Source organism: Frankia sp. Cppng1_Ct_nod (genome assembly GCF_920656135.1).
Taxonomy (GTDB): Bacteria; Actinomycetota; Actinomycetes; order Frankiales; family Frankiaceae; genus Protofrankia; species Protofrankia meridionalis.
On sequence record NZ_CAKKTK010000023.1, the window covers coordinates 1 to 22,187 of the forward strand.

At 68.1% G+C, this 22,187-nt stretch carries 21 protein-coding genes; 7 read left to right on the forward strand and 14 right to left on the reverse strand.

Features of this window, described 5'->3' with window-relative positions:
• From NBW77_RS09115 to NBW77_RS09145, 7 genes are all read right to left on the reverse strand, one after another.
• On the reverse strand, positions 1 to 393 hold a 393-nt coding region (locus NBW77_RS09115; RefSeq protein WP_250279566.1), incomplete at its 3' end, for an NUDIX hydrolase.
• Positions 394 to 440: 47 nt separating this feature from the next.
• On the reverse strand, positions 441 to 1,646 hold the full coding sequence (locus tag NBW77_RS09120; RefSeq protein WP_131746511.1) for a glycosyltransferase family 4 protein: 1,206 nt from the start codon (positions 1,644 to 1,646) through the stop codon (positions 441 to 443).
• Positions 1,643 to 2,605: a nucleotidyltransferase family protein gene (locus NBW77_RS09125; protein WP_165486027.1), complete on the reverse strand. Its 963-nt coding sequence runs from the start codon at positions 2,603 to 2,605 to the stop codon at positions 1,643 to 1,645. Before NBW77_RS09125 ends, NBW77_RS09120 begins: the two co-directional genes overlap by 4 nt.
• Positions 2,602 to 3,894: a hypothetical protein gene (locus NBW77_RS09130; protein WP_165486028.1), complete on the reverse strand. Its 1,293-nt coding sequence runs from the start codon at positions 3,892 to 3,894 to the stop codon at positions 2,602 to 2,604. Before NBW77_RS09130 ends, NBW77_RS09125 begins: the two co-directional genes overlap by 4 nt.
• 90 nt (positions 3,895 to 3,984) lie before the next feature.
• On the reverse strand, positions 3,985 to 4,758 hold the full coding sequence (locus NBW77_RS09135; protein WP_131746513.1) for an ABC transporter permease: 774 nt from the start codon (positions 4,756 to 4,758) through the stop codon (positions 3,985 to 3,987).
• Entirely contained in the window at positions 4,742 to 5,683 is a 942-nt protein-coding gene (locus tag NBW77_RS09140) for an ABC transporter ATP-binding protein (protein WP_131746514.1), read from the reverse strand. Before NBW77_RS09140 ends, NBW77_RS09135 begins: the two co-directional genes overlap by 17 nt.
• Before the next feature lie 391 nt (positions 5,684 to 6,074).
• Positions 6,075 to 6,329 (reverse strand): TetR/AcrR family transcriptional regulator C-terminal domain-containing protein, encoded by a 255-nt coding sequence (locus NBW77_RS09145; protein WP_131746559.1) that lies wholly within the window; start codon positions 6,327 to 6,329, stop codon positions 6,075 to 6,077.
• On the opposite strand from NBW77_RS09145, the gene NBW77_RS09150 reads away from it, so the two are divergent.
• Positions 6,329 to 7,882: an NAD(P)/FAD-dependent oxidoreductase gene (locus NBW77_RS09150; RefSeq protein ID WP_242605783.1), complete on the forward strand. Its 1,554-nt coding sequence runs from the start codon at positions 6,329 to 6,331 to the stop codon at positions 7,880 to 7,882. The genes NBW77_RS09145 and NBW77_RS09150 overlap by 1 nt on opposite strands.
• Before the next feature lie 112 nt (positions 7,883 to 7,994).
• Here the strand turns inward: NBW77_RS09150 and NBW77_RS09155 are convergent, their stop codons facing one another.
• Positions 7,995 to 8,699, reverse strand: coding sequence for a potassium channel family protein (locus NBW77_RS09155; RefSeq protein ID WP_131746515.1), 705 nt, complete (start codon positions 8,697 to 8,699; stop codon positions 7,995 to 7,997).
• Positions 8,699 to 9,367 (reverse strand): potassium channel family protein, encoded by a 669-nt coding sequence (locus NBW77_RS09160; RefSeq protein ID WP_131746516.1) that lies wholly within the window; start codon positions 9,365 to 9,367, stop codon positions 8,699 to 8,701. The genes NBW77_RS09155 and NBW77_RS09160 overlap by 1 nt, the downstream gene beginning before the upstream one ends.
• A 119-nt stretch (positions 9,368 to 9,486) precedes the next feature.
• Here NBW77_RS09160 and NBW77_RS09165 point away from each other — a divergent pair, with 119 nt between their 5' ends.
• The 4 genes from NBW77_RS09165 (at position 9,487) to NBW77_RS09180 (ending at position 16,260) form a co-directional block, all read left to right on the forward strand.
• Positions 9,487 to 11,610, forward strand: a complete 2,124-nt coding sequence (locus NBW77_RS09165; RefSeq protein ID WP_131746517.1) for an APC family permease — start codon at positions 9,487 to 9,489, stop codon at positions 11,608 to 11,610.
• Entirely contained in the window at positions 11,607 to 12,845 is a 1,239-nt protein-coding gene (locus tag NBW77_RS09170) for a class I SAM-dependent RNA methyltransferase (RefSeq protein ID WP_250279569.1), read from the forward strand. The genes NBW77_RS09165 and NBW77_RS09170 overlap by 4 nt, the downstream gene beginning before the upstream one ends.
• A gap of 288 nt (positions 12,846 to 13,133) precedes the next feature.
• Positions 13,134 to 15,065 carry a 1-deoxy-D-xylulose-5-phosphate synthase gene (gene dxs / locus NBW77_RS09175; RefSeq protein ID WP_131746562.1) on the forward strand — a complete coding sequence of 644 codons (1,932 nt, stop codon included), beginning with the start codon at positions 13,134 to 13,136 and terminating at the stop codon, positions 15,063 to 15,065.
• 184 nt (positions 15,066 to 15,249) lie between these two features.
• Positions 15,250 to 16,260, forward strand: coding sequence for a lysylphosphatidylglycerol synthase domain-containing protein (locus NBW77_RS09180; protein WP_131746518.1), 1,011 nt, complete (start codon positions 15,250 to 15,252; stop codon positions 16,258 to 16,260).
• A 66-nt stretch (positions 16,261 to 16,326) separates the two neighbouring features.
• On the opposite strand, the gene NBW77_RS09185 is transcribed toward NBW77_RS09180, so the two are convergent.
• A complete protein-coding gene (locus NBW77_RS09185) occupies positions 16,327 to 16,809 on the reverse strand; it encodes a pyridoxamine 5'-phosphate oxidase family protein (RefSeq protein WP_165486030.1) in 483 nt (160 codons plus the stop codon).
• Between the two features lie 288 nt (positions 16,810 to 17,097).
• On the opposite strand from NBW77_RS09185, the gene NBW77_RS09190 reads away from it, so the two are divergent.
• Positions 17,098 to 17,358 carry a type II toxin-antitoxin system Phd/YefM family antitoxin gene (locus tag NBW77_RS09190; protein WP_131746520.1) on the forward strand — a complete coding sequence of 87 codons (261 nt, stop codon included), beginning with the start codon at positions 17,098 to 17,100 and terminating at the stop codon, positions 17,356 to 17,358.
• Positions 17,355 to 17,789 (forward strand): type II toxin-antitoxin system VapC family toxin, encoded by a 435-nt coding sequence (locus NBW77_RS09195; RefSeq protein ID WP_131746521.1) that lies wholly within the window; start codon positions 17,355 to 17,357, stop codon positions 17,787 to 17,789. The genes NBW77_RS09190 and NBW77_RS09195 overlap by 4 nt, the downstream gene beginning before the upstream one ends.
• A 76-nt stretch (positions 17,790 to 17,865) precedes the next feature.
• On the opposite strand, the gene NBW77_RS09200 is transcribed toward NBW77_RS09195, so the two are convergent.
• From NBW77_RS09200 to NBW77_RS09215, 4 genes are all read right to left on the reverse strand, one after another.
• On the reverse strand, positions 17,866 to 18,297 hold the full coding sequence (locus NBW77_RS09200) for a type II toxin-antitoxin system VapC family toxin (protein ID WP_131746522.1): 432 nt from the start codon (positions 18,295 to 18,297) through the stop codon (positions 17,866 to 17,868).
• Positions 18,294 to 18,554, reverse strand: a complete 261-nt coding sequence (locus NBW77_RS09205) for an antitoxin (RefSeq protein ID WP_131746523.1) — start codon at positions 18,552 to 18,554, stop codon at positions 18,294 to 18,296. Before NBW77_RS09205 ends, NBW77_RS09200 begins: the two co-directional genes overlap by 4 nt.
• A 149-nt stretch (positions 18,555 to 18,703) precedes the next feature.
• Positions 18,704 to 20,872, reverse strand: a complete 2,169-nt coding sequence (locus tag NBW77_RS09210; protein WP_131746524.1) for a 3-hydroxyacyl-CoA dehydrogenase NAD-binding domain-containing protein — start codon at positions 20,870 to 20,872, stop codon at positions 18,704 to 18,706.
• Entirely contained in the window at positions 20,869 to 22,107 is a 1,239-nt protein-coding gene (locus tag NBW77_RS09215; RefSeq protein ID WP_131746525.1) for a thiolase family protein, read from the reverse strand. The genes NBW77_RS09210 and NBW77_RS09215 overlap by 4 nt, the downstream gene beginning before the upstream one ends.
• Positions 22,108 to 22,187: the final 80 nt, after the last annotated feature.

Sequence of the window (22,187 nt, forward strand, 5' to 3'; positions counted from 1 at the left end):
CGTCTCGCCATACCCGGTCGGGTCACCGGCGGCGGGCAGCACGGAACTCCCGGCCACCGCGAACGGGTCGGGGGCGGATGTAGGCGCGAGGATCGCGTGGTAGAAGACGCAGATCGTGCCCGCCTCGGAACCTGAACTGCCCGGCGGGTCGAGCCAGATGCCATGCAACCCGGTCGTCACGACCCGAAGGCCGGTTTCCTCATACGTCTCCCGGACGGCGCAGTCCCGCGGGTGTTCGCCCGGTTCGCAGTAGCCGCCCGGGATGTCCCAGTGGCCCGCCCATGGTTCGATCGTCCTGCGCGCCAGCAGTAACCGCCGGTCATGGACGACGAGGGCTCCGGCGCAGCACGGCGAGTTCAGATAGCTCGTCCGACCGCAACCGGCACATCGCACCGGAGGCACCGACGGGAGCGCTGTTCCGCAGCTTGCGCAGAACGTCATCAGCGGACGCCCGTCTTCGCAAGCCGCACCTCGTGATAGCTCTTGATCGTAGCGGCGACCATCCGGTCGTGGCTGAAGCGATCCGTGGCCGTTGCGAAGCCGGCATGCCTCAGGCGGTCCGCGAGGTCGGGGCGTCCGAGGATGTCCAGCAGGGCCTCGGCCAGCGCGGGCGGGTCGTCCGGCGGGACCAGCAGCCCGTTGACTCCGGACTCGATGATTTCGCTGATCCCGGTGATGTCCGTTCCGAGCGCGGGCAGCCCGGTTGCCATCCCCTCCAGCAATGCCAGACCGAGCCCCTCGGCCAGGCTCGGCTGGACAACGATGTCACCCGCCTGGAACACCAGCGGCATGTCGTCGTGAGAAAGTCCCTCGTCGACGCGAACGGCCTGATCGAGATTCCACCGATCGATGTCGGCGCGTAGCGCGTCGGCATAGTCGCGGCTGAACAGGTCCGCGGCGCCCGCGATGAGCAGCCGGGTGTCCGGCCGGTGACGATGGACCTCGGCGAAGGCCCGGACCAGCGGACGGAGCCCCTTGCGCGGTTTCAGTGTCGCAGCGCAGACGACGAGTGGGCCGCGACCGGTGATCCCGAGGGCCGCCCGCGCCGCCGCCTGGTCGCCCGGCCGGAAGCGTTTGACGTCGATTCCCAGATAGACGACCTGAACACGGCTGCTCTGCGCGCCGAAGGACAGTGCCTTCTGCGCGTAGAAGCGGCTCGGCACGATGAACCGGTCGATCGGCAGGTGCCGGTAGACGAGGCGGGATCTGCCCGCTCCCATCGGGCCGTCCTCCGGTGCCTGGTCGTGGAAGGTCGCGACGACTGGCAGCGCCCGGTCCAGACCGACCATCGAGGCGAGCAGCGCGCCCTCGTGGCAGTTCGCGTGGATCAGATCGACATCACCGACGAGTGCGGCCAGGTCGGGAAGCAGGCCGAAGGACATCTGTTCCCACAGCACCTTCGTCCGTGCGTGGAACAGTGCACCGAGAGTATCCAACCGACATATCTCAACGCCGGGTATTTCGGCCGACACGGTCTGCGAACCGTGGTCATCCGCCTCGCGGTCCTGACGTAGGTGCCGCTGGTCGTCGGTGACGACGACAACCTCGTGCCCAGCATCGGCCAATCCGGTGGCCATCGTCTTCGCGTAGGTCTCGGCACCGCCGACCAGCGGATGGAAGGTGGATGTCAGGATGCAGACCTTCATCGCAGGCCCGTCTGCACGGGGCCGCGTGCACCGACGACGGCGTCGACCACGAACGTCGCGGGCGCGACCACGGCGCTGTTCAGCAGCACACTGCAATGGACCGCGGCGTCGTCCCCGATCACCGCGTCGTCCCCGATCACCGCCGGGCCGATGACCTCAGCCCGGCGTCCGACCTGCACACCCCGCCCCCACAACACCGGGCCACGGCCCACGTCGTCACCGACCGGCAGTGTTTTCAGCGGGACGACACCACTGACAGCGTCGAGGTTGGCCCGGCGGAAGGTTTCCGGGGTGCCGATGTCCGTCCAGTAACCCTCATGTTCGAAGGCGAGCACCCGTTCACCCGCCGCGACCAGCTCTGGGATCAGATGCGCGCCGAAGTCGTAGACACATCCGCGTGGGATTCTCGCGACCAGGGTCGGATCGACGCAATAGACGCCACAGCTGACCAGGCCTCGCCGGCCCCTGCTCACCGCCGGCTTCTCCGCGAACGACACGACGAAGCCCGCGTGGTCGGTCCTCGCGACGCCGTAACGGCCGGCGTCCTCGACCTCCTGAACCACGACCGACAGGCGGGCGCCCGAGCGGGTGTGTGCCTCCAGGAGGCTCGCGAGGTCGATGGTGTGCAGAGCGTCACCCGACATCACCACGAACGGCACGGACGGCAGCCAGCCATCGAAAGCGGTCAGCGCCCCGGCGGGACCGGTGAGCACGGGTTCTCGTCGCCAGGTGATCCGGGTTCCCCAGGCACCACCGTCACCGAAGGCTTCCATGACGGCATCCGCGGCATGGTGCACGTTGACCCCTACCGACGGCATGTCGAACTCCGCGGCGAGGGCCAGGTTGTGCGCGAGCAGGGGCATGTTGGCAACGGGCAGCATCGGCTTCGGCAGGTGTTCGGTAAGAGGCCGAAGCCTTCGGCCCTCGCCCGCGGCGAGGATGACACACCGGGCACTCACGTGGTGCTTCCGAATGTCTCCCGACAGGGGGTCGCCCACTCGTCGCCGCTGCGGAAGTAGCGCTTCCCGTCCGTCCCGACGCAGGTCAGATAGGTCTGCGGGGCATCGCACTGGGGTAGGCCGAGGACTCGGGAGGGAGTCGCCATCACCATGGTCCAGATGTCGGCCTCGCTGATGCCGCAGTGACGCATGTTGTCTATCTGCGCGTCGATGTCCCGTGAGCCAGCCGCGACAATACCCTTGGCCTGGTAGTACAGCGAGTTGTCCGCCCGGCGGCTGAGCGCCTGGCTGCCGAGGAAAGGTCTGTCGGTGCGGTCCGTCATCGCGATGACCGAACGGGAGCCGATTAATTCGGCGGCCCGTTTCGCCACCTCGATGTCCACGTGTTCGCCATCGAAGTTCAGGCAGGCGACCAAGCCACCCAGATGCGCCTCGCGCATGATGGTGCCGGGCACCGGGCCACACTGTTCCAGAACGGTGTCGATGGACCAGCTCGCGAGGTCGGCGGCGGCCAGTTCGACCTGCCTGCGTTCGCGGTCCTGCCTCGTCCGCCACGCATGGACGAACCGCAACGGCATGTCGTTGAACAGATGGTCCGTCGTCACATCACCGGAGAAGGGGCGGGCCCCCGCCTCACGTGCGCTTTCCACCGTACGTTGGACGCATTCTGCGGAAGCCTCGGGAGAGGTCTTGAGGAAATGGCCGAGCGCGGGCCGGACTCCGTGCTCGAGCAATGTCCGCACAATCCATTCCAGCTCGGGATGCTCGAGGGTCTTCGCCGCGGCGAGGGGGGAGTCGGGAAGCAACGCGTCGGGGGAGATCACAACATACCGCAGGCCCAGCGGCCCGCATTCGGCGAGTTGGAGCCACTCCCGACGGGTGGGAAGCCACACCCCGTCCTCCGGGGTACCCCCGAAGCTGCCCAGCATCGGGCCCTCGACCGCAAATCCGACGATGTTTTCGTGCAGCCCGTCGGCCCTTCGTTCGGAAAACCGTTGCATCATGGCGAGAAACGCCTCGAAACGGCTGAAGGGCAGGTACAGCGTGGGTACGCATCGTATGCCCTCACGGGCTGCCGCTTCCTCGACGGCGGACAGGGAGAGACGGCCGAGGTCGGAGAAGTCCGCCGAGCCGATGCCGTGGCAGTGGAACTCCACCGGAAGTCCACGTGCTAAATGTTGGACAGTGGGGGGAAGAGTAACGAATGTTTCCGGTCCGAATCCGTGGACCGAGTCGGCGGAGATACGGGTGGGGTCGAACTTCGAGGTCAGGGGCGAGCTTACGGACATGACAAACGTGCCTCCTCGTACCGGGCTCCGCCGGAACGGCGCGAGCGGACGATGTTGGTCACGGTGGCCTGGCGGCGAAGCATCTTCATATCACACCCAGGAAGCCTTTCGCTGAGAAACCTTGAATCCGGTGGAGGCGATGATGAGAAAGCCAGTCGAAAACAGTAGTACGATGCCCAGGGAAGGGAGGGTCTCCGCAAACCCGGCACCATCGATGATGACGTTGTTGCTCGCTCGCATCAGCCAGTAGCTGGGAACCACGGGCGCTACTGTCTGCGCCCAGTCAGGCATGACGTTGACGGGGGTTAACGCACCGCCGAGACCCGCGAAGAGAAGCGCACCGATGTTCGCGAACGCGTTCAGATGGCTGACTGACCGACTGCGCGCGACGCACATGAACGTGAAGGTGGTCGCGCAGAGGACGAGGCTTGCCGCGGTCAGGGCGAGTAGCCAGAGACTTCCACGGATGCGCAGGTCAAACAGGACAGAACCGACTGACAGGACTACAGCCCCGCTCGTAGCGATCATCAGGACCGGCGCCGTGGCCTTGCCCAGCAGCAGCTCGGTGGTCGTGCAGTGTGACGTCCGCAGGCGGTTCCAGGTATTCCAGCCGTGTTCCCGGAACACGTTGAATCCAGCGGCGCCGGCCAGCAGAAAACCGAACATCACGGTCATACCTGGAACAGCCTGCTCCGCGCCATTGAGGTGTGGATTCACGGGTGACAACACGGAGGCTCGTGCCGCGGGCTTGATGAAGGCCATGAGAATCAACGGCATCACGGTGGCGAGCAGGAAAGGTACCGGCTCACGGGCCACCAGGCGTAGATCCTGCTTCGCGACCGCCCAGCTACGCCAGAGCGACATCGCGGATCTTCTCCAGAGGCGTTTCGTCGTCGGGTTCACCGGTCACCCGGAGATAAGCGGACTCCAGGCTCGGCTGGACGAGTTCGACGGAACGAATTGTCTCGGAAGCCGAGCCGAATTCCGCGAGCACCCGGGGCAGAATGACGGACGGCGCGTCCGCGTATATTTCGACCACCGGGCCTCGTCGACGCGTCGGAAAAGAAATCGGTCCGAGGAGCGGCTCCGCGGAGAAAACGACGCGCACCATCGGCTGGCAATGCTCGGCCACGACGGATTCTATAGCACCCCTGGCGGCGACGAGGCCGTCCTTCAGAATAACCACCGAAGCACCGATCTCCTCGATCTCGGGAAGGTAGTGCGTCGAATAGTAGACCGCCGCGCCCTCGGTGGCCAGCTTTCGTACCAGCGCCAGGATCACGGCACGGCTCTGTGTGTCGACACCCGCGGTCACCTCGTCGAGAATGAGTAGCAGGGGTCTTCCCATCAGTGCGATGCCTGTATGCAGACGACGCTTCTCACCGCCGGACAGATCCGATCCTCTTCTGGCCAGATGACCCTCCAACCGGACCGCGGCGGCAACCTCCTCGCAACGTTCGCGAAGGCCCCGTCCCCGCAGGCCGCAGAGTTCGCCGAAGAAACGCAGGTTCTCGCGGACGCTCAGGACCGGGTAGATGCTGATTTCCTGCGCCGCGTACCCGACCTTGCGGCGAGCCGGGACGGGCCGGCGGGAGATATCGAGACCGTCGATATGGACGCTGCCTCCGTCGAGAGGGCAGGTGCCCGCGAAAATCGATGCCATCGTCGTCTTGCCGGCGCCGTTCCTGCCGAGTACCCCGACTATCTCACCTCCTGCGATGTGGAGATCGACACCACGAAGTGCGTCAATATCTTTGTATGATTTTCTGAGGTTCACCACTTCCAGCATCGTAACAGAATCCCTCCTCGGCGCTGCTTCAGAAGGGTGAGTATGCCGCCGACCGAGACGGCCATAACTACCGGTTCGATAACAACAACGATGACCGCTGGATCGACCGGCTTCCGGGTAAGCTAACACCACTAACCAGGAGCGTCAAGCATCGAAATAGTGGTCGTTGACGTCCAGCAACTACAGACCACCGGCCTCGGGAGTTCGTGACACACCGACATGAACGATGATCGAGTGGGAAAGATGCCTCCGACCTGGAGCGGATGGGTAGCTGCTTTCGGCCTTGCGACCGGCCCTGACGCCACTTACCGACGTTGAACTCGTAGGGCTACAGGCTCTGGGGGTTCAAGCCCGAGGCCGGTCTCGGCGAGGTTGGCCAGGACACCGGTCTTCAGGTGCCGAATTCCGTCATCCACCAGGCTGTACCCATGACAAGGGCGACGAACTGACCGGCGGCACGAGTCAGATCGTCGATCTGTAGCATCCCCGCATGGGCAACGCGGGCGAGGTGCTCTGTAAGCGCCGACCGGACCGGCGTGGTCGCATGTTCCCGCCAGAGTTCAGGCAGGCGCGGGTGGCGGGGCGCCTCCGACCGGACGAGCAGGCGGACCGCAGCCGAGGGGCTGGGGCCGAAGGGGGTAGGCAGTGGTGGGAACGGACGGTGCGCTTTCGCCGGGGATCGTCGTCATCGGTGCCGGGCCGGCGGGGCTGACGGCCGCGTACGAGCTGGCCGTCCGTCACGGCATCACCTCGACGGTCCTCGAGGCGGATTCGGTCGTCGGTGGCATCAGCCGCACGGTCGAGCGCGATGGTTGGCGGTTCGACATCGGTGGGCACCGCTTTTTCACCAAGGTGAGGGAGGTCGAGGCCTTCTGGCACAGGGTCCTGCCCGACGAGGACTTCATGCTGCGCCCCCGGATGAGCCGCATCTACTACGACGGCAGGTACTACGACTATCCGCTGAAGGCGTCGAACGCGCTGAAGAACCTCGGGATCTGGGAGGCCTTTCTCTGCGTGATGTCCTACGTGTGGGCACGTATCCGGCCACCGAAGGATCAGGAGACGCTCGAGGGCTGGATCGTGGCCCGATTCGGCTGGCGGCTGTACAGGCACTTCTTCAAGACGTACAACGAGAAGCTGTGGGGCGTCCCGGTCCACAAGCTGCCGGCGGACTTCGCGGCTCAGCGCATCAAGAACCTCTCGCTGTTCAACGCCGTGGTGAACGCGCTGCTCCCCAGCCGGAACCAGAAGCACATCACATCGCTCATCGAGGAGTTCCAGTATCCCAAGCACGGCCCCGGCATGATGTGGGAGCGGTGCCGTGACCTGGTCGAGGCCCGGGGCGTCACGGTGGTCATGAACGCCCGGGTCGTCGGCATCCGCCATGAGGACGGCAGGGCGGTGTCCGTGGTCGCCGAGACCGCGCACGGGGCTCGTACCGAGTATCCGTGCACCCACGTCATCTCCTCGATGCCGATCTCGCAGCTGCTGAAGGCGGTGGATCCGCCCGCGGCCGACATCGCCGTGCGGGCAGCCGGCGACCTGCGGTACCGGGACTTCCTCACCGTCGCCCTTGTCGTCCCCGAGTCGGCCGGCTTCCCCGACAACTGGATCTACATCCACGCTCCCCAGGTCAAGGTCGGTCGTATCCAGAACTTCGGTTCGTGGTCGCCCCACCTGGTGAAGGACGGCCGTACCTGCCTGGGCCTGGAGTACTTCGTGTTCGAGGGTGACGAGACGTGGAACAAACCCGACGAGGAGCTGATCGAGCAGGGCAGGCGTGAGCTCGGGATTCTCGGGTTGGTCGACCCGGCCGAGGTGGAGACCGGCTACGTCGTGCGCATGCCGAAGGCCTATCCCTTCTACGACGAGCATTACCGGGCGAATGTGGCGCGGATCGTTGACTGGCTGGGGGAGCACGCCCCGAACGTCCACCCGGTCGGTCGCAACGGGATGCACCGGTACAACAACCAGGATCATTCGATGTACACGGCGATGCTCACCGCCGAGAACATCGCGCTCGGTACGCATCACGACGTGTGGAGTGTGAACGTCGAGGAGGAATACCACGAGGAGACCTCGAAGCAGGATGACAATCCGCGTCGTGGAACGCCGGGCACCGGCCGTGACGCCCCGGTCATCCCTCGCCATCACTACGACGAGAATCATCCCGTCAACAGACCGGCGACGACTCCCTGACGCGCAAGCGTCGGCCTGACGACCTTCAGGGGTGGCCGGGGTGAGGAACACCGGTGGGGGCCGGGGTGGAAATCCGCGCTAGCCCCGTGGTGACGCTAGCCCCGTGGTGACGCTAGCCCAGTGGTGACGGGTGCGTGGCCACGGGGGTTCCACCCAGCGCCGCGCTGAGGGCGGTCTCGACGTCCCCGCCGGTGGTGACCACGGCGAGCACCTCGTCGCCCGCCTCCAAAGTGGCGTCGGGAGAAGGCAGCACGACCCGCCCACCGCGCAGGATCGCCACCAGCGCCGCGTCGGCGGGCAGCACCACGTCGCTGATACGTTCCCCGATCACCGGGGAGTCCTCGGAAAGAGTCAGTTCCACCAGGGACGCGTCGCCCTGGATGAAGCGCATGAGCCGGACGAGGTCGCCGACGCTCACCGCCTCCTCGACCAGGGCGGTCAGCAGCCGTGGTGCGGACACGGCCACGTCGACCCCCCACGCCTCGGTGAACAGCCACTCGTTGTTCGGGTGGTTGACTCGCGCGACGACCCGGGGGACCCCGAACTCGGTCTTGGCCAGTAACGACACGACCAGGTTGACCTTGTCGTCCCCGGTGGCGGCGACCATGACCGCGCAGTCCTGCAGGTTGGCGCTTTCCAGGGAGGAAAGCTCGCACGCGTCCGCCAGCAGCCAGGTGGCGGCGGGAAGCGCCTCGGCGCGTATCTTGCCCGGGTCCCGTTCGATCAGCAGGACCTCGGAACCGTTGTCGATCAACTCGGCGGCGATGGAACGGCCGACCTTGCCTGCGCCGGCGATAGCGATCCGCCGTGGCTGCATCAAGGCCGACCGTCCGTCGGTCCGGTCCGAAGCACAGTCTCCACCTCCGTTGCCCGTGACCGGGCGAACACGACGTGCAGCGTGTCGCCGTCCTGGATCAGGGTGCGGGCGTCGGGGAGCAGCCCCTCGCCGAAGCGGGTGAGGCAGGCGACCCGGATACCCGCGGCACTTTCCAACGCGGACACCCGTAGTCCTACCCAGGCCGTGGACGGCGTCATCTCGGTCAGCGCGATCGTCCCGGAGGTGTCCGACCATTCCGGGGTGATGGCGTCCGGGACGAGGCGGCGCAGGATCTGGTCGCGGGTCCACCGGACGGTGGCGACGGTGGGAATCCCGAGTCGTTCGTACACCTCGGCACGGCGAGGGTCGTAGATGCGGGCGACGACCCTGCCCACACCGAACATCTCCCGTGCGATCCGGGCGGATATGATGTTGGAGTTGTCGCCGCTGGAGACCGCGGCGAACGCCGCCGCGTCCCGGATGCCCGCCTCGATCAGGGTGGCCTGGTCGAAACCGACACCGGTGACCGTCCGGCCGGCGAAGTCCGCAGGCAGCCGGGCGAAGGCACCCGGGTCCTGATCGATGATCGCGACGCTGTGCCCGAACCGGTCGACGCTGCGGGCGAGCGCTGAACCGACCCGGCCGCAACCGAGGATCACCACATGCACGCGGCAGAGCGTAGCCCCCTGGCCGGCCCCGGTCGACGCGTCGCCGTTCCCGGTAGGCGCAGGTATCGCTCATGTCACACGGATGCGGCGCCGGTCACATTTCTCGGTAGCATCGCCGCGTGAGGCTCACGGACCGCCTCAAGCGCGGTTTCGTCGGTCGACCTCTCGGGAGCGACAGGCTCGGCGAGACGTTGTTGCCGAAGCGTGTCGCGTTGCCGGTGTTCGCCAGCGACGCGTTGTCCTCGGTGGCGTACGCCACCGAGGAGATTCTCCTTGTCCTGTCCCTGGGCGGAGTCGCGTTCTACCACTTCACTCCGTGGATCGCGGCCGCGGTGGTGGTCGTGATGCTGACCGTTGTCGCGTCCTACCGGCAGAACGTGCACGCCTATCCCAGCGGAGGCGGGAACTACGAGGTCGCCTCCACGAACCTGGGACGGTCGGCGGGGCTCACCGTCGCGAGCGCCCTGATGGTCGACTATGTGCTGACGGTGTCGGTGTCGGTGTCGGCGGGCGTGGCCAACCTGGCGTCCGCGGTGACCGCCATAGGCGAGCACAAGGTGCTGGTCGCCGTTGTCCTCGTCATCGTGCTGACGCTGATGAACCTGCGCGGCGTGCGTGAGTCGGGTACGGCGTTCGCCGTCCCGACCTACGGTTTCATGTTCGGCATCGCGGTCATGATTGTTGTTGGCCTGGTGCGGGCGGCCCTTGGCCACACCCCCCGAGCGGTGAGCGCCGACTACCAGATCCAGGCCGAGTCGTCGTTCGGTGGCCTTGCCACGGTGTTCCTTGCGCTACGCGCCTTCTCCTCCGGATGCACCGCGCTGACCGGTGTCGAGGCGATCAGCAACGGGGTGCCGGCCTTCCGTAAGCCCAAGAGCCGCAACGCGGCGTCCACGTTGTTGGCGATGGGTCTGATCGCGACCACGCTGTTTCTCGGGGTCACCGCGCTTGCGATCATCTCGCGTGTGCGGGTGGCGGAAAGAACCTCGGACCTCGTCGGTGCCCACGGCGAGCAGCCGACAGTGATCGCCCAGGTTGCCGGTGCGGTGTTCGGTGACAGGTCGATCGGGTTCGTCTACATCGCCGCCGTTACCGCACTCATCCTGGTGCTCGCGGCCAACACTGCCTTCAACGGTTTCCCGGTGCTCGGGTCGATCCTCGCCCGGGACGGCTACCTGCCCCGCCAGCTGCACACCCGCGGTGACCGGCTGGCCTACAGCAACGGCATCCTGCTGCTCGCCGGCTTCGCGATCACCCTGATCGTCGCCTTCCACGCCGAGGTCACCCGGCTGATCCAGCTTTACATCGTCGGGGTGTTCATCTCCTTCGTGTGCAGCCAGACCGGGATGGTCACGCACTGGGAGCGGTTGCTGCGCGACGAGACCGATCCGGCGGCCCGGCGTCGCATGCGACGCGCCCAGGTCATCAACTTCACCGGCGCCTGTCTGACCGCCACCGTGCTCGTCATCGTGCTCGCGACCAAGTTCACCCGCGGCGCGTGGATCGTCTGCGTCGCCATACCGGTGATCTTCGCGGGGATGCGGGCGATCCGTGGCCACTACGACCGGGTCGCCCTCGAGCTACAGCCCGAACCCGGACCGCCGACGTTGCCGTCCCGGATCCACGCTGTGATCCTGATCAGTAAACTGCATGCGCCAACCCTGCGGGCGTTGGCCTATGCCAAGGCCACCCGCCCGCACACCATTGTCGGGGTCACCGTGGCCGTCGACCCCGCCGAGGCCGAACGGCTGCGCCTGGCGTGGGAGGAACGAGGGATCGGCATCGACCTGGTGGAGCTCGCTTCGCCCTACCGTGAGATCACCCGACCGGTGCTGGAGTACGTCGCCGGCATCCGACGGGAGAGCCCCCGCGACGTGGTCACCGTCTTCATCCCCGAGTACGTCGTCGGGCACTGGTGGGAACAGCTGCTGCATAACCAGAGCGCGCTGCGGCTCAAGGCCCGGTTGCTCTACCAACCTGGGGTCATGGTCACCAGCGTCCCCTGGCAGCTCGTCTCGTCCGAGCAGGCCGGCCGACGTCAGGACCGGACCGTGCCGGGGGCCGTCCGCCGGGCGGCCGGCACGGTCGCTGGAGGTCAGCCGGCCCCCGGCGTCCCGGCAGGGGCCGGCCGGACGTCGGTCGGCGCCCGGATCGGGGAGACGGTCGCCTCGCCGGAGCGGGACGCCTCCGGGACCCCGCCGGAGGGAACGGGCGTCGGCACGGCCGGCGTGCCCCGGCGATGAGCGCCCGCCCGCCCCGGCCCGGCGCTCCCGGGCGGGACACCGGCAGGCCCGGGGACGTGGTCGAACTTGAGGTGGGGCCGGTCGCGCACGGGGGGACCTGCGTGGCGCGTGACAACGGGCGGGTGGTCTTCGTCCGGCATGCGTTGCCGGGGGAGCGGGTGCGGGCCCGGCTGACTGACACGTCGCATGCCCGGTACTGGCGGGCGGACGCCGTCGAGGTGCTGCGGGCGTCCACGGACCGGGTGGACCCGCCGTGCCCGCACGCCGGTGCCGGCCGCTGCGGGGGATGCGACTGGCAGCATGCTTCCGTTGCCGCACAGCGGCGGTTCAAGGCCGAGGTGGTCCGCGAGCAGCTCCACCGGCTGGCCGGGCTGGACCATCCGGTGGAGGTGGAGGCGCTCGACGGCGCGCCCGAGGGTCTTGGCTGGCGTACCCGGATGCGGTACACGTTGACCGAGCGGGGTGAGGTCGCGTTGCGTGGGAGCCGTTCCCACGAGGTCGTTCCCGCGGCGGACTGCCGGATCGCGCACCCGCTGGTACGTGCGGCGGTCGCCGGCCGGAGATTCGAAGGCGTGGACGCGGTCGAGGTTGCGGCGAGCGTGTCGAGCGGCACCGTGGTCGTCACACCGGTCGCAGCCGATGCCGATGCCGATGCCGATGCCGAAGCCGAAGTCGTGGAGTCGGTGCGCGGCCGGCGCTTCCGGCTGGATCCCGGGGTGTTCTGGCAGGTTCACCCCGGCGCGCCCGACGCGCTGGTGGACGCGGTGCTGACCGGCCTTACACCCCGCGCCGGGGAGACCGCGCTCGACCTGTACGCCGGTGCCGGTCTGTTCGCGGCCTCGCTGGCCGAGGCCGTCGGCCCGGGTGGCCGCGTGGTGGCGATGGAGTCCGACCCGCAGGCAGTGGCGTCCGCCGCCCGCAGCCTCGCCGATCTGCCGCAGGTGTCGTTGCGCGGTGTCCGGGTGTCGCCCGCGTCCCTGCGCGGGTTGGCCGGAGCCGGTGCCGACGTCGTGGTTCTCGATCCGCCTCGGGCGGGAGCGGGCGCGGCCGTGATGCGCGCGCTGCTTGCCCTTCGCCCGCGTGCGGTGGCGTACGTGTCCTGTGATCCCGCCTCGCTCGCCCGCGACCTGGCCGTGGCTGTTACGCAGGGTTACTCGCTTGTCGGTCTGCGGGCATTCGATCTGTTCCCGATGACCGCGCATGTCGAGTGTGTGGCGTTGCTGGAAGAGCGCTGACCATGCCCACCGGTCCTCCGGCGATCGACCATGGCTGATCCTAACTCGGCTCTCCCCGTCACGTCGGCCGGTCGCAGTAGGGGAGGCGTGGGTTGCCCGATGAGCCCGCGGAGGTCGGGGAGCGATACATCGTAGGGGCTGGCCGGTCCGGTCGCCTTCATTTTGGGACGTGTTCACATGTCCAATCTGTGACGCCGGCTGATCCGTTGACCTGCGTAGACTGAGCGGCGTCCAGGGCCGATCCCCTCAAAAAATAAGGGGGAGGGAGTGCACGGAGAGGAAGTGCCGGTGTCGCTTCTGTCGACCGTTCGCAGTCCGCACGATCTGAAAAGGCTGGCAGCAGAGGACCTCCCCGCCCTGGCGGCGGAGATCCGGGATTTTCTTATTCACGCGGTGGCGCGTACAGGTGGGCATCTCGGGCCGAATCTCGGCGCTGTCGAGCTCACCATGGCGATCCACCGGGTGTTCGACTCACCGCATGACCGGGTTCTCTGGGATACCGGTCATCAGTCGTATGTTCACAAGATTCTGACTGGCCGTGGGGACGCGTTCGTCGACCTGCGCCAGCGTGGTGGCCTTTCCGGCTATCCCAGCCAGACGGAGTCACCGCACGACATCATCGAGAACTCACACGCCTCCACAGCGTTGTCCTACGCGGACGGGTTGGCACGGGCATACGCGTTGCGCGGTGAGTCCCGGTCGGTCATTGCCGTCGTAGGTGACGGTGCGTTGACCGGTGGTATGTGCTGGGAGGCGTTGAACAACATCGCCGCGGCGGACCGTCCGGTGATCGTCGTCGTCAACGACAACGGGCGTTCCTACGCCCCGACGATCGGCGGGCTCGCCGATCATCTCGCCTCGCTGCGGCTCGCTCCCGAATACGAACAGGTCCTCGACGTCGTCAAACAGGTGCTGGGCCGGACGCCGTTGGTCGGCCCGCCGCTCTACGACGCCCTGCACGGCATCAAGCGGGGCATCAAGGACGTCGTCCAGCCACAGGGCATGTTCGAGGACCTCGGCCTGAAGTACGTCGGACCGGTGGACGGGCACGACGTCCACGCGGTGGAGTCCGCGTTGCGGCGTGCCCGGGACTTCGGTGGCCCTGTCATCGTCCACTGCGTGACCCGCAAGGGCTTCGGCTATCCTGCGGCCGAGCAGGACGACGCCGACTGCTTCCACGCTGTCGGGGTGATCGACCCGAGCACCGGCAAGCCGACGACCGCCGGTGGCGGTACCAGCTGGACGGGTGTGTTCTCCGACGAGATCGTCCAGATCGGCCGGGAACGTCCGGACGTGGTCACCCTCACCGCAGCCATGCTGCAGCCGGTCGGTCTGCAGAAGTTCGCCTCGGCCTTCCCCGACCGGGTGTTCGACGTGGGTATCGCCGAGCAGCACGCGGTGACCTCGGCCGCCGGTCTGGCCATGGGCGGCCTCAAGCCCGTGGTCTGTGTGTACGCGACGTTCCTCAACCGTGCCTTCGACCAGGTACTGATGGACGTCGCCCTGCACCGGCTGCCGGTGACCTTCGTCCTGGACCGGGCTGGTGTCACCGGTGAGGACGGGCCGTCCCACAACGGCATGTGGGACATGTCCTTCCTCCAGCTCGTGCCCGGACTGTCGCTTGCCGCGCCGCGGGACGCACCCACGCTGCGCGCCGAGCTGCGGGAGGCATTGGCGATCTCCGACGGGCCGTCGGTGGTTCGGTTCGCCAAGGGCAAGGTCAACCCGGACATCCCCGCGATCGATCGGGTCGGGTCGGTCGACATCCTCTACCGGTCGCCGGAGGTCACCCAGTCGCGGGAGGTGCTGCTGGTCGCGGTCGGAGTGATGGCGAGCACCTGTCTACAGGTCGCCGAGCGGGTCGCGAGCCACGGCATCGGGATCACCGTCGTCGACCCGCGGTGGGTGAAGCCGCTCGACCCGGCGCTCGTCGACCTGGCGCGGATGCACTCGCTCGTGGTCACGGTCGAGGACAACGGCCGGGTCGGTGGGGTCGGATCGACCTTCGCGCAGATGCTGCGGGACGCCGACGTGGACGTGCCACTGCGGGACTTCGGCATCCCACAGGCCTTCCTCGACCAGGGCAAGCGTCCCGAGGTGATGGCCGACATCGGCCTGTCCGCTCAGGAACTCGCCCGTAAGGTCGTCGAGATGGTCGCCGGTCGCGCGCCCGTTCTCGCGGACGAAGCCGAGGAGGAGACCGCCGCGGGCCAGCTCTGAGCTGGATCCACCACGGCCCGGCAAACACAGGTCAGCGCAGGTCCGGAGGGTACGGATACCCCGGCAGGGGTGACCGTACCCTCCGGACCTGCAGGCGTCGTCCCGCCGTGCTTGCCCCGCGACGCAAGGGGCCGACCGGCCGTATCCGGGCGGTTCTCCGCCCGGGCGCTTTTAGGCTGGTTGGATGCTGCCTTCTGAGGTCGGAGCCGCAGGGCCGGCCGTTCGTCGGCCTCCCCGCCGCGGACCGGATCGTCCGGGCCTGCGCCGGTGGCTGGTACGGGCGGCGCTGCTGGCCGCGGTGGGGCTGCTGGTGGTCGCTCTGGTCGGTCGGTGGAACGCCGTTCGGGCGTCGTTCGACGCGCTGACCGTCCTCGGCGTGGTCGCCTCCGGTGCCCTCACCATGGGGGCGGTCGGCATGACCGTGCTGGCGTGGCGGTCATTGCTGGTCGGGCTCGGCGCGGTGCTGCCGCTGCGCGCCGCCGTCCGGGTCTTCTTCGTCGGGCAGGTCGGCAAATACATCCCGGGCAGCGTGTGGCCGGTCCTGGCGCAGATGGAACTGTCACGCGACCATGGCGTCTCCCGGACGAAGGCCGCGTCCGCGAGCCTGATCGTGCTTGCCCTGGCGGTTCCCTGCGGCGGCGTGGTCGCCGCCGTGACCCTGCCGTTCGCCTCGGCAACCGCGTTACGTCACTACGCCTTCGCGCTGCTGGTCGTGCCGGTGTTCGCGGTGTTGCTGTACCCGCCGGTGCTGTCGAGGCTGTTGGCGTTCGCGTTCCGGCTGCTGCGCCGCCCGCCGCTGGAGCAGGAACTCGCCGGCCGCCGGGTGCTGGCCGCCGCCGGCTGGCTGCTGGCGAGCTTCGTGTCGTCCGGGGTGGCGACCTGGCTGCTGGCCCGCGATCTTGGGCCGTCCGTGCACGGCCCGCGGCTGCTCCTGCTGTCCACGGGCGGGTACGCGCTCGCGTGGACGGCCGGGTTCCTCGTGCTCGTTGTCCCGGCCGGCGCGGGCGTGCGGGAGGCCGTGCTCATCCTTGCGCTGGCCCCGGCGCTGGCGAGTGGCCCGGCGACGCTGCTCGCCCTGGTCATCCGGCTGTTCGTGACCGTGGCGGACCTGCTGTGGGCCGCGGTCGGGATGATGCTGCGCCCCCGCGCGGGTGGTCGGGGAGGCGACCCGGTGCCACCCCCGATGGTGAGGTGAGCTCGTCCACACCCATCACCGCGGGTCGGTAGATCCAGTGCGGCGGTGGGATCAACGGCGGTGGGATCAACGGCGTTCGATGCGCTGAGGCTCGCCGCCCTCCTTCCAGAACTCGATCACAAGGTGATCGCCTGTCGGTCTGATCATCGACAGTTCGGTGACGTCCACCCGGTACAGGTCGCCGAGCAGCGGCACCTGCCGGCCGGTCGCCGCCGTGAACGCGCCGCGGAAGGCGTCCAGGTCGGCTTGGTTGCTGACGCTGACGGCCCGGCCGCTGATCCGCGCGTCCCCGTCGGTGACGTTCTTGTCGGTGGTCGCGCTGTGCAGGGCGCAGCGGGGGTCGCCCTGTAGGTCGAGACTCTTGCGCGACCGTGGCATCATGCCGAGCCATAGCTCACCGAGCGCGAACAGTGGCTCGATCCCGCTCACCCGGGGGGAGCCGTCGTGCCGGAGCGTGGCGAGAATCGCGAGCCCATACGCCTCGAACCGGCCCTGGACCGCCGCCGCGAGTTCCGGCGCGGCCCTTTCAACAGCACTCCAGTTGGTCATGCCGGCCATGCTCCCAGCCACCACCGACAGTCCCACGGTGGGTGATCCGGCCGCTTCGTGGCAGGCCTGCTGCAGGTGATTCCGGTGGATCTGCTGACCGCCGGCGGTCCGGATCGTGGATCTTCTGCTACGACTTCAGCGGATCAATCCATCGGACGCCCGGAAAGCATGCGAAGCCGGCGGCCATCTCCTGTCACCCGGAACGCCCGATGGGACGGTCCGGGTGTGGCGGCATGCCCGTCGTATGACTACTATGACTATCCTGACCTACTTGACTGGAGGTCCGTCATGACGGAACCAGCGAGCCAGTGGACAGCCGCATCCGCCAAGGCGCACTTCAGCGAGATGCTCGACCAGGCTGCATCCGAAGGACCCCAGACGATTACCCGTAACGGGCGCAGGACCGCGATCGTGGTGTCCATCGAGGAGTGGGAACGCAAGACACGCCGCATCGGCACTCTGGGCGACTTCCTCGCCGCATCGCCGCTCGGTGAGGTGGCCGACCTCATCCAGCGACCGCGGGAAACCTCCCGCGACATCGATCTGTGAACGTCCTGCTCGACACCAACGTTCTGTCGGAACGAGCGCGCCCCCGTCCCGACCCCGCCCTCGTCCACTGGATCGACGGCCTGGACGAGGACCATACGTTCATCAGCGTCCTCTCGCTGGCGGAGATCCGTCGGGGGATCGAACGCCTCCCGGCAGGGAGTCGACGGACATACCTGGCAGCCTGGTTGGACAGGGATCTGGTGACCCGCTTCGCGGACCGCATCCTCGCGGTCGACCTCCCCGTAGCGCAATCCTGGGGCGTACTTGTGGCGAACGGCGACCGCAACGGCACACCCGTGCCGATCATCGACGGCTTCCTCGCGGCGACCGCTGCGGTACACGAGTTGACGCTCGCCACCCGCAACACCGGGGACTTCGCCCGACTGGGGATCCCACTGGTCAACCCGTGGAGCGACGATGCAACCTGGTGAGAGGTCGCGCACTCCGAAAGCGGCCTACCGATCGTTTCGCTGAACCGGCGACGCCGTCTGGATCGTGGATCTTCTGCTACGGCTTCAGCGGATCAATCCATCGGACGCCCGGAAAGCGTGCGAAGTCGGCGTCGCTGGAACACAGTTCGGCACCGTGCTCGATGGCGAGGGCGGCCAGATGCGCGTCGGACGTAAGGTTCCCGGCCGTTCCCAGCGGACCGAGGAGCTGGCGGAGTACCGCAGCATGACGTTCAGTGGGATGTACCACCATGGCGCATGGTCTGGCGAGCCACCCGTCAACGACGTCGAGGATCTCGTCCGGTCGGAACGGGTTATGAAAGATCGTGGCACGTGTCGTCAGCCGGATGACCGCGAGAAGCACCGGCCAGGTGAATGCCATGGTCTCCGTGCCGGACAGCACCTGATCGAGCCATGCTTTCGACGGCTCGTGTCTTGGTGAGGTGTCGTCGAGCGCGTATATCAGCAGGTTGACGTCGGGCAGCTTCACTTGCGCAGTTCGAGCTTGCTGATGATCTCTGCGTCCTCGAGTTCGGAACTCAGTCGCAGTGCCTTGTCGAGGTTGACATCCGGTCGCAGCCCGAGCGATCTGGTAGGCGTCCGGTAGGGGGGAACATCCTGGTGTCGGCTTGCCAGGCCGGTGCGGATAAGCGTGTTCAGCGCTTCCTTGAAGGAGACGCCCCGCTCGCGGACGACTTCCCTGATGGCGATTGCCACATCCGGGTCGAGGGTCACCGTTGTCCGCATGGATGCATCGTAACATCATAAGGCTTGCTGTCATGATGCTACCGCCTGTCCGCCTGCGGAGGGAAGCGGTGGGCAGACGGACAGGCGCGCGGCGCGACCCCCGTCGGAAAACAGCGGATCGGGAAGGCGGCGTCAGGAACGAGACCGGGTCAGGAGATGGTCGCGACACCCGGCTTGCCGAAGCGTCTACCGGTGATCTTTTCGCTGACGCCGGTGCGGTCCAGGTAGGGAGTGATACCGCCGAGGTGGAACGGCCATCCCGCGCCGAGAATCAGGCATAGGTCCACATCGGCAGCCTCGGCGACCACGCCCTCGTCGAGCAGGACGCGGATCTCCTCGGCGAGGGCGGCGAGCGCGGCCTCCCGGACCTGGTCACCGGTCAGGGCCGGACGGTCGCCTTCGGTGTTGACCCGGATGAGTTCGGCGGCCTCCTGGTCGACCTCCTGCCCGTTCGGGCCCCACGTGTAGACGCCGGTCCGCCCGGCGGCGACCAGCCGGGCGAGACCCTCGGGCTTGCCGAAGCGGTCCGGATAGGCCGTGTGCAGGGTCTCGGCAACGTGCAGAGCGACCGCCGGGCCGACCAGCGCCAGCAGCACCAGGGGTGACATGGGCAGGCCGAGGGGTTCGAGGGCACGGTCGGCCTCGGTCAGCGGGGTGCCGCTCTCGACGGCGCCCAGCACCTCGCCCAGGAACCGGGTGAGTAGCCGGTTGACGACGAATGCCGGCATGTCGGCGGTGAGCACCGCGTTCTTCTTCAGCTTCTTCGCCACCGCGAGCGTGGTCGCGATCGCGGCGTCGTCGGTGCGGCGGCCACGCACCACCTCGACCAGCGGCAGGACCGCCACCGGATTGAAGAAGTGCAGCCCGGCGACCCGCTCCGGGTGCGTCAGCCCCGCGGCCATCTCACTGACCGACAGCGCCGAGGTGTTGGTCAACAGCAGGGTCTGCGGGCCGACGACCGCCTCCAGCTCACCCAGCACCTTCTGCTTGACCGCGAGATTCTCGAACACCGCCTCGATGACGAGGTCCGCGTCAGCGAACGCGTCCTTCGTCAGTGAGCCGGTCACGCCCGTGCGCAACCGGGAGGCCTTGTCCGGGGAGATCCGCTTCTTGGCCAGCAGGTTGTCGATCTCGGTGTGGACCGTGGCCACCCCCGCGTCGAGGCGGGCCTGGTCGATGTCGGTCAGCACGACCGGAACCTCCAGGCGCTGCGCGAACAGCAGCGCGAGCTGGCTCGCCATCAGCCCGGCGCCGACCACTCCGACCTTGGTGACCGGCCGGGCCAGCGCCTTGTCCGGTCCGCCGACGGGACGTTTCGCCCGCTTCTGCACCAGGTCGAAGGCGTAGAGGCCCGCGGCCAGCTCCTCGGTGACGGCGAGGTCGGCGAGCGCCTCCGTCTCGGCGGCGTAGCCGGTGTCCGCATCGACGGTCTCGGCGCGTTCGATCAGGTCCAGCGCCCGGTAGGCGGCGGGAGCGGCGCCGTGCAGCCTGGCGTCGGCCAGCGCCCGGCCGCGGGCGACGGCGTCCGCCCATGCCTGGCCACGCGCCACCGGCGCCCGCCCCGACCCCGGGTCGATCTCACCGCGGATGACCTGGCCGACCCAGCGCAGAGCCTGCTCCAGGAAGTCCGCCGGTTCCAGCAGGACGTCGGCGAGACCGAGCGTGAACGCTTGCCCGGCCTTGAGCATCCTGTTCTGGTTCAGCGGGTTCTCGACGGCGACGGTGACCGCGCGGTCCGCGCCGACCAGGTTCGCCAGCAGCTGGGTTCCGCCCCATCCGGGTACCAGCCCGAGGAAGACCTCCGGCAGGGCCAGTGCGCTGACGGACGACGACAGCGCCCGGTAGTCGCAGTGCAGTGCCAGTTCCAGGCCGCCGCCCATGGCCGCACCGTTGACCAGCGCGAACGTGGGGATCTTGCGGCCGCCGAACCTGCCCTCGCCGATCCGCCGCATGGCCGCGTGTCCGAGTTCGCCGAGTTCGTGAATGGCGTGCCTGGCCGCCTCCGGGTCGGTGAACGACGACCGGAACGAAAGGTCGGCCCCAACACTGAAGATGAACGGCTTGCCGGTGACGGCGACCGCGGACACGGCCGGGGTGTGCGTCTCGATCTCGTCCGCGGCGGCGAGCAGGTTACGCAGGCCCGCGGGGCCGAAGGTCGACGGCCGGGTGTGGTCGAGGCCGTTGTCGAGGGTGATGAGCGCGACCGGCCCGGTCACGTCCGGGAGGGTCACGTAGCGGACGTGGGCGTGCGTCACCACCTCGCCCGGGTGGTCGAGGGCTTCCGGGTGGTCGAAGGCTGGAACCTGCGTCGAACTCATGCTGCTTCTCCCGTCCGGTCGGTCGCCCCCGACGCGCCCTCGAAGTGCGGGTTTTCCCAGATGGTCGTCGCGCCCATGCCGAGGCCGACGCACATGGCGGTGAGCCCGTAACGGATCTCGGGACGCTCGGTGAACTGGCGTGCGAGCTGCGTCATCAGTCGGACGCCGCTGGATGCCAGCGGATGCCCAAGCGCGATCGCACCGCCGTAGGGGTTCACCCGCGGGTCGTCATCGTCGATCTTGAAGTGGTCGAGGAACGCGAGCACCTGGACGGCGAATGCCTCGTTCAGCTCGAACAGCCCGATGTCGTCGATGGACAGGCCGGTGCGGGCCAACGCCTTCTCCGTGGACGGGATCGGCCCGACGCCCATCACGTGGGGTTCGACGCCCGCGAAGCCGAAGCCGACCAGCGTCATCTTCGCGGTGAGACCGAGCTCGTCGGCGATGTCCGCGGCGGCGAGGACGCAGCCGGTGGCCCCGTCGTTGATGCCGGCGGCGTTCCCCGCGGTCACCCGGCCGTGCGGGCGGAACGGGGTCTTCAGACCGGCGAGTCCTTCGAGGGTGGTTTCCGGGCGGGGCGGCTCGTCGGCGGTGACAAGCTCCCAGCCGCTTTCGACGTGCCGGGCGGCGACCGGGACCAGGTCGGGCTGGATCCGACCGTCCGCGTAAGCCTTGGCCACCTTCTGCTGGGAGGCGAGCGCGTACGCGTCCGCCCGCGCCTTGGTGATCGCCGGGTAGCGGTCGTGCACGTTCTCCGCGGTCTGGCCCATGACCAGGGCGGAGAGGTCGACGAGCTGCTCGGAGACGAAGCGGGGATTGGGGTCCGCGCCCTCGCCCATGGGATGGCGACCCATGTGCTCCACCCCACCGGCGATCGCGACGTCATAGGCGCCGATGGCGATCGCGGACGCGGTGGTCGTGACGGCGGTGACCGCGCCCGCGCACATCCGGTCGATGGCGTAGCCGGGCACGGACTGCGGCAGGCCGGACAGGATGCCCGCGACCCGGCCGATGGTCAGACCCTGGTCCCCGGTCTGGGTGGTGGCGGCTATCGCCACCTCGTCGACGCGTTCGGCCGGCAGCGACGGATTGCGCCGCAGCAGTTCGCGGATGACCCTGACGATGAGATCATCCGCTCGTGTTTCGGAGTAGACCCCTTTCGCCTTGCCGAAGGGGGTGCGGACGCCATCGACGAACACGACGTCGCGGACGGAGTCCCTGGCAGCTAGGAACACGGTGCCTCCTGACCGAGGGCACGAAGCCGGAGCCGACGTGGTCGCCGACACACTGAGCCTACGGCAGGAGATTACTCATG